Raw genomic sequence first — 14,500 nt, 5'->3', positions numbered from 1 at the left:
TTCTTTCTTTCCTTTCTTGTCCCCGCCCCACTCTACCTCACGGTTTTTTTTTTTCCCCCCCCCCCCCCCCCCCCCCGGCCCCGCAAGCCCACCGCCACCGACCCCCGACACGGTGCGGGCGGTCACCGGACATCAACGGCACACCCTCGCACCCTGATCTTCCGTGGCCACCGACGTACCGTCGGACGGCCGGCGCTACGCCCTAGCGCAGCCGGTTCAGCACCTCGGTCAACTCGTCCGCCAGCGGCGCATTGAGCAGGTACGGGGTCTTGCCGTTGTCCAGCGCGAACTCCAGCGAGGCGGCGTGCAGGAACAGGCGTTTCAGCCCGATCTGCTCACGAAGCCGCTTGTTGACGTCCGGATCGCCGTACTTGTCGTCACCGGCCACCGGATGCCCCAGATGCTGGGCGTGCACGCGGATCTGGTGGGTGCGCCCGGTTTCGATGCGCACCTCGCAGTACGAGTGGCCACCCTTGCGCTCCAGCACCTTGAAGTGGCTGATCGACTCCTTGCCGATCGGATTGACCTGCACATGCCGCTCGCCGCCCTGGCGCAGGCCCACGTGCAGCGGCGCGTCCACCGTCATCGTGCCGTCGGGCATGCGCCCCACCAGCAGCGTCAGGTAGCGCTTGCGGATGCCCGCGCCGTGGTCCTCACGCAACAGTGCCTGCAGTTCGCTCAGCGCCGAGCGCTTCTTGGCCACGATCAGCAGCCCGGAGGTGTCCCGGTCCAGCCGGTGCACCAGCTCCAGCGTCTTGCCCGGGCGCAGGGCGCGCAGCGTCTCGATCGCACCGAAACTGATCCCGCTGCCGCCGTGGCTGGCCACGCCCGACGGCTTGTTCAGCGCCAGCAGGCGCTCGTCTTCATAGACGATGGCGTCTTCCAGGCGCTTCATGAAGGCAGCGGGCGGGCCTGCCTTGTCTCCTTCCTCGGTGAGACGGACGGGCGGCACCCTCACCTCGTCACCGGCTTCAAGCTTGCGCTCGGCCTTGGCGCGGCCGCCATTGACCCGGACCTGACCACTGCGCACCAGCTTGTAGATCAGGCTGCGCGGTGCACCCTTGAGCTGGCCGAGCAGGAAGTTGTCCAGGCGTTGCCCGGCGCGGTCGGCCGGGACAGAGATCATACGTACGCTGGTCATGGCTTCAGCGGCTTTGGGGGTGGGCTCGGTAACGGTCATTGGCCTTTTATTCTGTTACACTCGGCGGGCGAGATAAGGGATTGATTTCGTTGGAAGTTGTTCTGGGCCAGAAGCCCGACTTCCCGCGATTCCGGCACAGTGCGCAGCCACCGCCCCCGGGGCGGCCATGTTAGCGGCTCACCGGCGGTCCCGGCCATCGCCGGATGCCTGACAAGCATCTGCGCTGAACATGTCCCTGTGGCGCTCCAGCCTGGCTGAAAGCTGCCTCCGGCCCAGAAACACCCAAACCAAAACAAATGAAGCGCTCCCGCGGCCTGCCGTGGTGTCGTAGCGCTGGAAGCCCAAGCCGCCCTCCCCGCGCATGCGCGATGGGCGTCGAAGCGTGACCAGAAGCGAAACCCCATGGCGTTCCGCGCGGTAGCAGCGCGCGAGGAACGCAAGTATGAAGCGAATGCTGATCAATGCCACGCAGGCCGAAGAGCTGCGGGTAGCCATCGTGGATGGCCAGACGCTGTACGACATCGACATCGAACAGCCGTCCAAGGAACAGAAGAAGTCGAACATCTACAAAGGCCGTATCACGCGCCTTGAGCCGTCGCTGGAAGCGGCCTTCGTCGAGTACGGCGCGGACCGCCACGGCTTCCTGCCACTGAAGGAAATCTCCCGCGATTACTTCCAGGCGGGCGTGGACCACAACAAGGCCGGCATCCGCGAACTGCTGCGTGAAGGCCAGGAAGTGGTTGTCCAGGTGGACAAGGAAGAGCGTGGCAACAAGGGCGCCGCCCTGACCACGTTCATCTCCCTGGCCGGCCGCTACATGGTGCTGATGCCCAACTCGCCCAGCGCCGGCGGCGTCTCGCGCCGGATCGAAGGCGAAGACCGCGCTGCCCTGAAGGACGCGCTGGACAAGCTGAACATCCCCGACGACATGGGCGTGATCATCCGCACCGCCGGCGTCGGCCGCGATGCCGAAGAGCTGCAGTGGGATCTGGACTACCTGCTCCAGGTCTGGAAGGCCATCGCCGAAGCGGCGCTGACCAAGCCGGCCCCGTTCCTGATCTACCAGGAATCGCGCCTGATCGTGCGCGCCCTGCGCGACTACCTGCGCGCCGATGTCGGCGAGATCCTGGTGGACACCGAGGAGCTCTACGAGACCGCCCGCGAGTTCATGCAGCAGGTGATGCCGCAGACCCTGCGCAAGCTGAAGCATTACAAGGACGACATCCCGCTGTTCAACCGCTTCCAGATCGAATCGCAGATCGAAGGCGCGTATGAACGCAACGTGCGCCTGCCGTCGGGTGGCTCGATCGTGGTCGACCAGACCGAAGCCCTGACCGCCATCGACGTGAACTCCTCGCGCGCCACCAAGGGCAGCGACATCGAGGACACCGCGTTCCAGACCAACCTGGAAGCCGCCGAGGAAGTGGCCCGCCAGCTGCGCCTGCGCGACCTGGGTGGCCTGGTGGTCATCGACTTCATCGACATGGCCTCCAACAAGCACCAGCGCGAAGTCGAGAACCGCCTGCAGAACGCGCTCAAGTACGACCGTGCGCGCGTGCAGCTGGGCCGCATCTCGCGCTTTGGCCTGATGGAAATGAGCCGCCAGCGCCTGCGCCCGAGCCTGGGCGAATCCAGCCAGATCGTCTGCCCGCGCTGCGACGGCCACGGCCGCATGCGCAGCGTCGAGTCGCTGTCGCTGTCGATCATCCGCGTTGCCGAAGAGCATGCGATGAAGGAAAACACCGGGCAGGTGCTGGTCCAGGCCCCGGTCGAGATCGCCAACTACCTGCTCAACGAGAAGCGCAGCGCGCTGCGTGAGATCGAACAGCGCCATGACGCGCCGATCGTGATCGTCGCCGACGAGCAGCTGCACACCCCGCACTACGAAGTGACCCGCCTGCGCGAGAACGAGCTGGGCGAGGAAAGCGGCAAGCCGAGCTACCAGCGCGGCACCCCGCGCAAGCTGCCGGTGCATGCCCTGACCAAGGCGCAGCTGAACATCCCGGTCGCCCCGGTGGTGACCCAGGTCAAGCACAGCCAGCCGGCACCGGTGCGCGAAGCCCCGGAACCGGTCGTCGCGCCGGCACCGGTTGCTCCGGCCCCGGTCGCCGCACCGGCAGCCACCGGCGTGGTCGGTTGGCTCAAGCGCATCTTCGGTGGCGAACCGGCACCGGCCGCCGCCCCGCAGCCGGGCAACCGCCCGGCCCAGGATGGCAACCGCACCAACCGCAACAAGGACCGCAACGGCAAGGACCGCAACGGCCGTCGCGATGAGCGTGGCGAGCGCGGCGGCACTGCCGCAGCGAACGGCCAGGCCCAGGCACGCGGCAAGGACCGTCGTGAAGACCGCGGTGAGCGCGGTGAGCGCGGCCCGAAGAACGAGCGCCGTGACGAGCGTCGCCAGGACGTGGCCCCGGCCGCCGGCGCTGCCGCGCAGGTCCAGGCCCCGGGCCAGGGCAAGCCGCGCGGTGAGCAGCAGCCCAAGCAGCCGCGCAACGAGCAGCAGCAGCCCAAGCTGAAGCAGCCCAAGCAGCCGCAGCAGCCCAAGCCGCAGCAGGGCGAGGAAAAGGCCGCCCGTCAGCCGCAGGCCGACGCACCGAAGCCGGTCAACACCGCCGCGCCGGTTGCCGATGCCGCCGTGGTTGCCGCCGCCGCCGTGACCGTTGCCGACGCCACCGTCGTGACCTCGCCGGTGCAGGACGATGCGGCGCTGGCCGCAGCATCGGCTGCAACCGAGCAGGCACTGGCCGCAGGCGATGCCGCAGAGCAGAACGATGCCGCCGGCAATGGCGATGATGCCAATGGCGAAGGCGGCTCGCGCCGTCGTCGCGGCCGTCGCGGTGGCCGTCGCCGCCGTCGTGGCAATGGCGAGCAGGCTGCAGGCAGTGATGGCCTGAACGATGACGGCGGTCTGGACGACGACGGCGACGAGCAGGACGGCGACCAGGACGGTACTGACACCGCCCAGGCCGAGCGTCCGGCCGCCGCCAACGGCCAGCCGCAGCCGGAGTTCGACTTCGACGATGAAAACGGCACCGCGCCGAACGCTGCGGCACCGGTCCAGGCCCCGCGCCCGGCACCGGCCCCCGCGGCTGCTCCGGCTCCGGTCCAGGCACCGGCCCCGGTCGCTGCCGTCGCCGCCGCCGCGCCGGTCGCCGCGATCAGCAGCCCGGTGGTGACCGCCGGCCACACCGAGGCCGCGCCGGCCGAGGAAGCCGCCGCGCCGTCGTACACCGACCGCGTGCCGTTCGTGGAATCGCCGACGCCGGCCCCGGCCGTGGTCGCCACGCCCGCACCGGTCCAGCCGGTGCGTGACGAAGCCCCGGTCGCTGCACCGGTGCAGGCACCCGTTGCCGAGGCCTCCGTCGCGCCGACCCCGGTGGTTGCACCGGCACCGGTGGTGGAAGCGCCCGTCGTGGAAGCGCCCGTCGTGACCCCGGTGGTTGCCGAGGCACCGGCCGTTGTTGCACCGGTCGCCGCGCCGGTCGCCGCGCCGACCGTCGTCGAGGCCCCGGCCGCCGTGGACAGCCCTGCTGACACCGCACCGGCCGCCCCGGTGGTGGACGCCGCGCCGGTCGTGACCCGCAGCGAGACCGCCGAGCCCGTCCGTCCGGTGCAGACCAGCATGCTGGATGCCGTGGACCCGGTGCCGGCGGCCGTCGAGAAGGTGGAGGCCGCTCCGGTGGCCCGCGTTGAAGCGGCACCGGCAGCGCCGGTAGTGCAGAACGGCCAGCTGTTCGGCTCCGCCACCAGCGATGTCCCGGCCAGCACCGATGCGGCCGCACAGGCAGCGCAGGCCGAGGCCCGCGAGGACATCCCCACCGATGTCGCGCAGACCGATGCCGCCGACAAGCAGGGCCCGGAAAAGACCGACAAGGCCTGATCCCGATCCAGCGGCACGCGTAAAAACAGACAGCGGCCTTCGGGCCGCTGTCTGCGTTTGGGAACCAGGGGTTATGGCATGCTCGGCCCATGCGCCGACCTGCTCCCCTGCCCGCGTGCGTCCTGCTGCTGGCACTGTGTGCCTGTCAGCCTGCGCCGGCACCGCTCAGTGATGCCGCCATCGCGGTGCGCGATGCACCGCCCGAACACCGGTTCCGCGGCACGCTCGGCGGCACACCGGTGGAACTGCTGGTCCAGGACTGCAAGGTGTTCGAGGTTGTGCGCGGCAGCGGCCAGACGCTGTCGTTGACCGAGGTGCTGGCGCCGGCCCCCTACCCGTTCTTCACCGCGTGCCAGCGGCAGTCGCTGCGGCAGGAAGACGGCAGCGTGGTCGCTGTGCTGGGGCGCATGGCCCTGGGCGCCGGCGGCTGCTGCGCGACCGGCGGAACCTGGCGGACCCGCGATGGCCGGGTGTGGGAAAAGACCAGCGAGCAGGCCATTCCGTAGGGCCTGCCGCGTGGCGCGCGGTCAGGGCGCGGTGGCGGCCGGCGCAGCCGAGGGCGGCGCGAACTGCAGGCGTGTCCACACGCCGTAATGGTCCGATGCCCAGCGGCCTTCCGCGTAAGGCTGGTCGAACAGCAGCCGGGCTTCGCGTGCGATCAGGCGATCCTGCTGGAAGAAGATGTGGTCGATCCGCGAAGGCGCCTGGTAGTAGTGCCGGTTGAGCGTGCTGACCGCCGCGAGGTCATTGACGTGCACGCTGCCGTAGCTGTCGCCGTAGTGGTTGCGCAGCGCGCTCAGATCGCCCGCATCGACCAGCGCGTTGAAGTCGCCGGCAATCACCACCGGTGCGTCATCCGAGGTGGCGGCGATGAAGGCCAGCAGATCGGCCACCTGCTCGCCACGGATGCGGCTGCCGCTGTCGTCCGAGCGCTCGTTGAGGTGGGTGGCGTACACGTTCACCGGCTGGCCGTCGACGGCGATGCGCAGGTGCGCCACGGTGCGGTAGTCGGTGAGCGGCGCCAGCAGGTGGTCGTTGCGTGCCAGCACCGGGCGCGCGGTCAGCAGTGCATTGCCGTAGCGCTTGGATGCACCCGGCGGGTCGGTGGAGACGAACTGGTAGTCGTACCCCAGTTTGCGTGCCAGCCACTGCGCCTGGTTGCGCACCTTCGGCTTCTGGATCACTTCCTGCAGCGCGATCGCATCCGGACGCAGCGCCTTCAGTTCGCGCAGGATCACCTCGCGGCGCGCCGGCCAGTCTTCGCGATCGTGGTGCAGGTTGAACGTCACCATTGTCATGCCTGGCGGCGGCGCCTCGGCAGGCCCCGCCGCCGCCGCGCCGGCCAGTGCCAGCGTCGCCAACAGGCACGCAGCGAGGTAACGGCCGCCGCAGCGGCCCCATCGGTTCAACAGGTGCATCATCACGGTGCCTTGCGTTCTGCCCGGCGTACCGCCGCCGGAATCTCGATCTGGACGGTGGCCGGCAGCTGCATCACCCGCAGCTCCTTGCCTTCCCACTGGGCCGGTTCGCCATTGACGGTGGTCTCGCCGGGTTCGCCGCTGTACGGCCACGGCAGCACCACGCCACCGGGCGGGGCCACCACGCCGGCCGACACGGTCAGCGTCAGCTGCTTCTCGCTGCGGCTCAACGCGTAGTTCAACTGGCCGTTGGGCGTGCGCAGGCCCTGCACGGCGATGCCCTTGCCTTCCAGCCAGCGCACCGGCACGCCGGCCGCCAGCACCAGGCTGTCGTCGAGGTCGCGGTTGTAGGCAAACATGTCCAGCGCCGAACGCACGAAGTCCGAGGCAACCCAGGCATGCGGCAGGTCGCCGACGAAGAACGGCTTGCGCGGCGTGTGCGACACCACTTCGGCCCACTGGTTCCAGGCCTGCGGGGCGCGATCGTTGAAGAAGAACCCGGTCGCCTGCCAGGCGCGGTCGCGCCAGCCCAGGCGCACGAACGCGGCGACATTGCGCCACTCGTACGGGGTGTAGTCCTTCCACTCGCGCTTGCCGTCGCGGCGTTCCACGAACTGGGCCCAGTAGCGCTCGAAGGTGTTGTCCAGGTACGGCTGCGGCAGGCGCCCCTGCTCACCGCCCGGCGCCAGCGCGATGGTGGTGGAGGTGGCGTCGAAGTCGCCCAGTTCGGCCGAGCCCGGCAGGTAGTCGATCTTGTGCAGCGCCACCGCAGCCTGCAGCGAGGCCTGCAGATCGTCACGGAACTGGTCGCGCGATTCGCTCATCTGCAGCGCTTCGGCCTTGCCCAGCGCCGTGGCGATGATCGCCGCATCCTTGTAGCCGCGCAGTGCCCAGAAGTTGTCCCAGTACGAGTGCATCGGCTTGGCCGAATAGCCTTCGTGGCTGATCGAGGCCGGCATCATCCCGTAGAAGGCCGGATTGCGCGCCCGGTTCTCTTCGGTGCGCTCGCTCAGGCGCAGCTGTTCCATGTAGTTGAACGCGCCCTGCACGTGCGGCCACATCTGCTCCAGGAACGCGGTGTCGCCGGTGTAGCGCCAGTACTCGGCGATGTTGAAGATCAGCTCGCCGTGGCTGTCATTCTCCGGCACCGGGTCGCTGCCGCGCGCATCCACGCAGCACGGCACCTTGCCGTTGTCGAACTGGTACGGCGCGTACCAGCTCACGTAGTCACGCACGGCGTCGTTGCGGCCCATGCGCAGCAGTCCCTCGGAAATCATCGCGCCGTCGCGGATCCAGCTGCGCGAGTACGAGCGCGTGCCCGGCTGCAGGCTGGGCCCGATGCGCGAGATCAGCATGTGCGCCAGCGCGGTGCGCAGGGTATCCACCAGCGGCTTGCCGGCGTCGGGCACCTGCAGCTTCACCTGGTCCAGCCGGGTGCGCCACATCGAGGCCACCTGCTGCTGGGCCTTGCCGGCGTCGAAGCCCTTGGGCATGGTCCAGGCGCCGGTCTGCGGCAGAACCAGGGCGACCTCGCGGGTTTCGCCCGGGGCCAGCTTCCAGCGGTACAGCAGCGCGCCGGAGGCCAGCCCCGTGCTGTCCTTGACCTCGCGGGTCTCCGGAAGTTTGCCGCTGGCCAGGTGCATCACCTCCAGCTTGCTGTCGAAGGCGGTGGCGAAGGCCGCATCTGCCGGCTGCACGGCATGGATGCGCGGCGCGCCGTTGACGTCGATATGGGTCGGGTCCACTGCGAGCGCATCGATGCGGCTGAATCCGCCCACGGTGTTGAGGAACTGGGTCGGCGGATTGACCTGCCACGGACGCACGGCCAGGGCCAGCGTGTATTCGTGGGCCACCTTGTCCGGATTGCGCAGGGTATAGCGGCCGATCAGCTGCGCGTTGTCCGCGCGCCCCTGCACGAAACCGGTCACCTGCAGCGCGGCCTTGTCGTGTGCCCAGTCGACGCTGGCGATCGGCAGATAGCCGTCCTGCAGCGATTGACGGCTCTTCACGTCGGCCCAGGTGAGCAGCTTGTTGTCCACCAGCACGAACGGTTCGACGCTGAAGCTGGACTTGGCCACTTCCAGCGCGCCGTCTTCGCCGATCAGCGCCTGCTCGCGGCCGCCATCCAGCCCCAGCAGGGTCCAGTAGGGCTGCTCGCCGGTGAAGCCACGCGGTACCGAGCCACGCGGCAGGTCCGAACCGACCGAGTGGATGAAATCATTGGGGGTGTCGGCGAAATCCAGCGGCTTCAACACGATATCGCGGATGCCGTAGCGCCAGTTCGGGCCGCCCTTGAGGTCGAAGCGCAGGTAGCGCGCTTCGGTTTCCGGCAGCGCCAGCCAGTCGCGGCCGCCGCCCCCGGCGGTGATCTCGCGCAGCGTCTTCCAGCTGCGTCCGTCCTCGGACGAACGCACGGTGTAGCGGGTCGCTTCCAGCCCCGGCAACCACTGGATCACCGCGCCGCCGAACTCGCGGACCTTGTGAAGGTCCAGGCTGATGGTCTGCTCGGCGACCCCGCCACTGATCCACACCGTGTCCGGCTTGCCATCGACGATGCGGTTCTGCAGCGCGGTGGCGGTATCGGCGATCACCGACGGCGTCAGCGCGCTGGTGTCTTCCGGCGGCAGCGCCTGCAGGGTGAGCCGGTCGAAGCACACCGTGCCCTTGCCGCCGACCTTGCTGTAGATGGTGAACTCCACGGCGGCGCTGCGGGTCAGCGTCTTGTCCGTGCCCGGCCCCCAGGCCTTGTCGATATGGCGCCTGCGGTACTGCACGCCGGTCCAGGCCTTGGGGAACACGAAGCCGGGGCGGTTGACCCACCACACGTTGTCGCCGCTGGCATCGATCAGCTTGAACTGCAGATCGTTGGACGGCGAATCGCCGCGCAGCTGGAAACCGACCTGGTAGTTGCCCGGCCATTCCACCGCCAGCTCGCGGCGGATGCCGACATAGCCGGAGACGTCATGGAAGTCGTAGTCCAGGCACAGCGCGCGCCCGCCGCCGAGGCCGGCGACGCTGCGCAGCGAACCGCTGACCTGGTCGGACAGCACCAGCTTCCACGGCGACATGTCGTCGAAGCCATCCAGTACCCGTGGCGCGGCCGGCGTCGCCGGCGGTGCGGCCCCGGCCGCCAGTGACCAGACCAGACCCAGACCCACCGCGACGACGACTCGCTTCACCCTTTGACACTCCCCAGCAGCAGACCTTGGATGTAATAGCGCTGCAGCACCAGGAACAGTGCCAGCACCGGAACCACCGTGACCACCGCGCCGGCCATCATCATTTCCACGTCCATGATGTGTTCGCGCGAGAGCGTGGCCAGGGCGACCGGCAAAGTGTAATGCTCCTGGTCGGTCAGCACGATCAACGGCCACATGAAGTCGTTCCACGACCCCATGAAGGTGAAGATCGACAGCGTCACCAGCACCGGCTTGAGCATCGGCAGCACGATCTGGAAGAAGATGCGCAGCTCCCCTGCCCCGTCGATGCGCGCCGCTTCCAGCAGCTCGTCCGGAATCGACCGGGCGTACTGGCGGACCAGGAAGATGCCGAACACGGTGGCCAGCGCCGGCACGATCACGCCGCCGAAGTTGTTGACCAGACCCAGCTGCTTCATCAGCAGGAACAGCGGCAGCATCGCCACCTGCGCCGGGATCACCAGCGCGGCCAGCAGCAGCTGGAAGATGCGCTCGCGGCCGACGAAGCGCAGCTTGGCGAAGGCATAACCGGCCATCGTGTTGAGCAGCAGCGAGCCCAGGGTGATCGCCAGCGACACCAGCAGGCTGTTGACGAAGTTGTTGCCCATGCCGGTACGCGCAAACAGCTCATGGTAGTTCGCGGTGGTCACCGAGGACGGCAGCAGCGGCGGCGGGAAGTGCGCCGCCTCGCCGGTCGGCATGAACGACACCGACAGCATCCACAGCAACGGCGCCAGGCTGACCAGCGCCAGCACCGTCAGGCCACCGTTGACCCACCACGCATGCCAGCGCGACTGACCGATTTCACGACTCATACCAACTGCCTCTTGCGGCCGAAACGCAGCATCAACGTGGTCACCGCCAGGATGATCAGGAACAGCAGGAACGCCACCGCGGAGGCGCGTCCCAGGTTCCACCACTTGAAGCCCTCTTCAAACATGAAATACAACACGCTCACGGTGCTCTGCAGTGGGTCGCCGCGGGTCATCACGTACGGTTCGGCGAACAGCTGGAAGTAGCCGGACACGGTAATCACGCCGACCACCAGCAGCACCGGGCCGAGCATCGGCAGGGTGATGTGCAGGAACTGCTTCCAGCGCGAGGCACCGTCGATGCGGGCGGCCTCGTACAGGTCGTGCGGGATCGCCTGCAGGCCGGCCAGGAAGATCACCATGTTGTAGCCGAAGTTCTTCCACACGGCGAACAGCATGATGGTCGGCATCGCCCAGTTGGGATCGCCAAGCCAGTCGATCGGGCTGATCCCCAGGTGCCCCAGACCATAGTTCACCAGGCCGTAGCTGGTGTGGAACAGGTAACGCCAGATCACCGCCACCGCCACCAGGGTGGTCACCACCGGGGCAAACAGCGCGGTACGGAACAGGGCCTTGAAACGGGCCGCCGGCGCGTTGAGCAGCATCGCCGCGCCCAGCGATACGCCGATGGACAGCGGCACGCCCACGATCACGAAGTAGGTGGTGTTCCACAGCGACTTCCAGAACATCGGGGTCTGCAGCAGATCGATGTAGTTGCCCAGCCCGACGAACCGCAGGTTGGCGCTGTCCGACAGCGAGTACAAATCGAAGTCGGTGATGCTCAGCGCCAGCGCCGACAGCACCGGCAGGCCGAAGAACACGCCGATCACCAGGATGGCCGGGCCGGCGAACATCCAGCCGGCAAGCGAACGCTGCTTCATGGGCGGGCCTCCTGCTGCTTCTGCTCTTCAATCCAGCGTCGTTTGGCGAGGATCTTGTCCACGCGATTGTCCAGTTCGGTCACGGCCGCATCCTGATTGAGTCCACCGCGCACCACCTGCTCGGTGGTGATGCGCATTTCCTGCGCGATCCGCTCCCACTCCAGCACCTTCGGGGTCGGCTTGACCCGCTCAAGCTGGTCGCGGAACGGCTGTGCCAGCGGATCGTTGGCCAGCGAGGGATACTCCCACGCGCTGCGGCGCGGCGGCAGGTCGCCGATGATGGAATGGAAACGCTGCTGGATCTGCGGGCGCGACAGGAACTCGATCAGCTTCCAGGACGCTTCCTTCTGCTGCGAGGAGCGGAAGATCACCAGGCTGGTGCCGCCGGCGATGCCGGCGCCCGGGCCGTCCGGTCCGGGCAGTGCGGCGGTGCCCCACTGGCCTTCCAGCGCCGCCGGCTGCAGCTTCTTGAACTCACGGATGTTCCAGGGGCCCGAAACGTAGAACACGTTGAACCCGCGGAAGAACTCGTCCCAGACATTGGAGATCTGGGTTTCGGACATGCGCGGCGCCCAGCCCTGGGCGAACATGTTCTCGTAGAACGCCAGCGTGCGGCGGAAGCCGGGGCTGCGGAAGTTGCCGCGGGTATCGTTGTCGCGCAGCAGCGGGTCCGGCTGCTGCAGCGCCAGCGACAACTGCTGCTCGAACTCGTTGATCGGCATCAGCACGGCGTAGCGGTTGGCGCCCTGCATCGTCTTGATGGCCGCCATCATCGTGTTCCATTCGGCCCACGTCCGCGGCGGATGGTCGAAGCCGGCCTTGGCCAGCAGATCCTTGCGGTAGTACAGCAGACGGGTATCGACGTACCACGGCACGCCCACCAGTTCGTCATGGATGACGTTGGTGTCCCAGATGCCCTGGAAATAATCGGCCGGGTCCACCACCTTGGACTGCGCCACATACGGCTGCAGCGGGGTCAGCGTGTTGAGCTCGGCGAACTCGGGAATCCAGGTGTTGCCGAGCTGGCACACGTCCGGCAGCCCATCGGCGGCGAAGGCGGTCAGCAGCTTTTCATGCGCCGCCGTCCACGGAATATTCTGCACATCGACATGGATGCCCGGGTTCTCCGCCTCGAACTCGCGGATCAGCCCGGTCACGACTTCGGCCTCGCGGCCCATCGCCCAGAAACGCACGGTGACACCTTCCGGCTCTTTCCGGCAGGCACTCAACAACAGGCTGCCGACCAGCAGCAGCAACAGACTCAGACCCAGCGTTGGGCGCGACGACAATGGCACTGCTTACTTCCCTTGAGGCTGGTTGCGGTTGGTGTTGTTCTTCTGTTCCTGCGCCGCGGCCGCGCGCGATTCGGCGATGCCGACCGACCGTGCCGACGCCGCTTTCTCGTCCTTCTGCAGCTCCATCGGAGCCGCCTCGCCTTCCGGGGTCAGCCAGCCGCCACTGAAACCGGCGCGCTCCAGGCCCTTGCGGATGTGCGGATTCTTCTTCATTACGTCCCAGACGAAATCATTCCGGTAGTTGGCGATCATGGTCAGGATCGGCCCCTGGTCGATGCCGATGTAATCGCTGGCCACCCAGCCACGGTCCGGCACCAGGCGCCCGGTCTTGATCGGGATGTCGTAGCTGAAGCTGGGATTGAACGAATCCAGGAAGCCGTAGCTGGAGTAGATGTAGTCGCCGTAGCGCTTGTGCATCTCTTCGGTGGCCGGGATCACTTCCTCGGGCGCGAACACGATCGAGGCGATCGCCGCGGTCGGCGCGATGGTGCCGTCGTCGAAGTTCTCGCGCAGGCCGGCGCCGCGCGAAGAATAGTGGCGGAACTGGCGCTGCTCACCGCGATACTCCTGCGTGGTGTTCTGCGGGCCATCGCTGGCGGTCAGGCCCCACACGTTCTCGCCGTAGTCCTTCCAGTTCATCGGGTTGGCGATGGCGTACTCGCGCTGGGCCAGCGCGGCCGACCGGCTGTTGAGGAAGTAGGTACTGCCCCGCTCGCGCATGTAGGCGTCCTGGATGTCGCGGAAGTCCACCCACACATGCGTGTACTGGTGGCCGAACAGCGGACCGAAGGACAGGTATTCCTGGCCCTGGTAGACGCCCCAGTCGTTGTCGTAGGTGCGCGTCCACACCGTCCATGCGTCCGGGCTGACCGGATGGGTCGGCGAACCGAGTGCGAGGATGTAGACCATCATCGCCTCGTTGTAGCCCATCCAGTCGTGGTCGATGAAGCCGCTCTCGGGGAACCAGCCCATCGAGATCAGCGGCGCACGCTGCTGCAGCCACGCCCAGTCCACGCGCTTGTACAGCGTTTCGGCGATGTCGCGGATCTCTTTCTCGCGCGGGTCGTCGCCGCTGTAGTAGGACTGTGCGAACAGCACGCCCATCATCAGCAGTGCGGTATCCACGCTGGACAGCTCGACCCAGCTGTCGTACCGGCGGCCCTGCTGCATGTCCAGGAAGTGGTAGTAGAAACCCTTGTAACCGCCCTTGCCGGTGCGCTGCGGGCCCATCGGCAGGTCGCGGAAGAACTTCAGCGTCAACAGGGTGCGGTCCACCGCCTGGGTGCGGCTGACCCAGCCGTTCTCGATGCCGATCGGATAGGCGGTCAGCGCGTAGCCCACCGAGGCGATGCTGGCGAACGGGCGCGACGGGAAGCGGTCCGGGCTGAGCCCGTTGACTTCGTTGGTGGTGTCCCAGAAAAACTGGAAGGTGCGGCGCTCGATGTCATCGAACAGCGGCGGCAGTTCGGGCTTCATCGGACGCGGCGGCGCATCGGCCTCCACCAGAATGACCGGAGGCTTGGGCTTGGCCGGTTGTTCCGGCGCCTTCTGGCAGCCGACGATCGCTGCGGACAGCAAAGTCAGCGTCACCACCCGACGTGCATTCATCGACCACCACCTTTTCGCATGTTCGTGCTGGAGAGCATAGCCTCAACCAGATTGAAATCGTTTACAGACCTGACCCAAAAAAAATCCGCATGTCGAGGGCGGATCCAGCCTGTGCCAGGCAACGCGGGATAGCTACCGCACACGCGCTTGCCGATCGCCGACGGGCAAGCGCCTGTGCAGTCCGCCGGTCGGCCAGAGCCGGCCGGCGGTGCTGCCAAGGGGGGGGGGGGAAAGGGTAAGGGGGGCGGGGGGGCGTGAGGAGGGA

Annotated in this window: 9 protein-coding genes; 2 read left to right on the top strand and 7 right to left on the bottom strand. The window is 67.6% G+C overall.

All coding sequences use genetic code 11. The features are described from left to right. Positions 1-202: 202 nt before the first annotated feature. Positions 203-1,180 (bottom strand): RluA family pseudouridine synthase, encoded by a 978-nt coding sequence (locus tag ACO6VK_RS17255; protein ID WP_422509259.1) that lies wholly within the window; start codon positions 1,178-1,180, stop codon positions 203-205. Positions 1,181-1,583: 403 nt separating this feature from the next. On the opposite strand from ACO6VK_RS17255, the gene rne reads away from it, so the two are divergent. Beyond that, positions 1,584-5,024, top strand: coding sequence for a ribonuclease E (gene rne, locus ACO6VK_RS17250; protein WP_422509257.1), 3,441 nt, complete (start codon positions 1,584-1,586; stop codon positions 5,022-5,024). A gap of 89 nt (positions 5,025-5,113) precedes the next feature. Beyond that, entirely contained in the window at positions 5,114-5,530 is a 417-nt protein-coding gene (locus ACO6VK_RS17245) for a hypothetical protein (protein ID WP_422509255.1), read from the top strand. 21 nt (positions 5,531-5,551) lie between these two features. Here ACO6VK_RS17245 and ACO6VK_RS17240 read toward each other — a convergent pair whose 3' ends face one another. The 6 genes from ACO6VK_RS17240 to ACO6VK_RS17215 are packed head-to-tail and all read right to left on the bottom strand — an operon-like array spanning position 5,552 to position 14,235. Further along, positions 5,552-6,445, bottom strand: coding sequence for an endonuclease/exonuclease/phosphatase family protein (locus ACO6VK_RS17240; protein ID WP_422509253.1), 894 nt, complete (start codon positions 6,443-6,445; stop codon positions 5,552-5,554). Then, complete coding sequence (locus ACO6VK_RS17235) at positions 6,445-9,621, bottom strand: discoidin domain-containing protein (protein ID WP_422509251.1); 3,177 nt, start codon at positions 9,619-9,621, stop codon at positions 6,445-6,447. The genes ACO6VK_RS17240 and ACO6VK_RS17235 overlap by 1 nt, the downstream gene beginning before the upstream one ends. After that, the gene (locus tag ACO6VK_RS17230; RefSeq protein WP_017357393.1) at positions 9,618-10,454 is read right to left on the bottom strand and encodes a carbohydrate ABC transporter permease; all 837 of its coding nucleotides are present in this window, start codon (positions 10,452-10,454) and stop codon (positions 9,618-9,620) included. Before ACO6VK_RS17230 ends, ACO6VK_RS17235 begins: the two co-directional genes overlap by 4 nt. Then, a complete protein-coding gene (locus tag ACO6VK_RS17225; RefSeq protein ID WP_017357394.1) occupies positions 10,451-11,332 on the bottom strand; it encodes a carbohydrate ABC transporter permease in 882 nt (293 codons plus the stop codon). The genes ACO6VK_RS17230 and ACO6VK_RS17225 overlap by 4 nt, the downstream gene beginning before the upstream one ends. Further along, positions 11,329-12,597, bottom strand: coding sequence for a sugar ABC transporter substrate-binding protein (locus tag ACO6VK_RS17220; RefSeq protein ID WP_422509261.1), 1,269 nt, complete (start codon positions 12,595-12,597; stop codon positions 11,329-11,331). The genes ACO6VK_RS17225 and ACO6VK_RS17220 overlap by 4 nt, the downstream gene beginning before the upstream one ends. A gap of 33 nt (positions 12,598-12,630) precedes the next feature. Further along, positions 12,631-14,235 carry a glucoamylase family protein gene (locus ACO6VK_RS17215; RefSeq protein ID WP_422509248.1) on the bottom strand — a complete coding sequence of 535 codons (1,605 nt, stop codon included), beginning with the start codon at positions 14,233-14,235 and terminating at the stop codon, positions 12,631-12,633. Between the last annotated feature and the right edge of the window lie 265 nt (positions 14,236-14,500).

It is taken from the genome of Stenotrophomonas sp. GZD-301, assembly GCF_049310345.1.
Lineage (GTDB): Bacteria > Pseudomonadota > Gammaproteobacteria > Xanthomonadales > Xanthomonadaceae > Stenotrophomonas.
The sequence above is the reverse complement of the archived record's forward strand: the minus strand, read 5'-3'. Positions and strand labels throughout refer to the sequence as shown.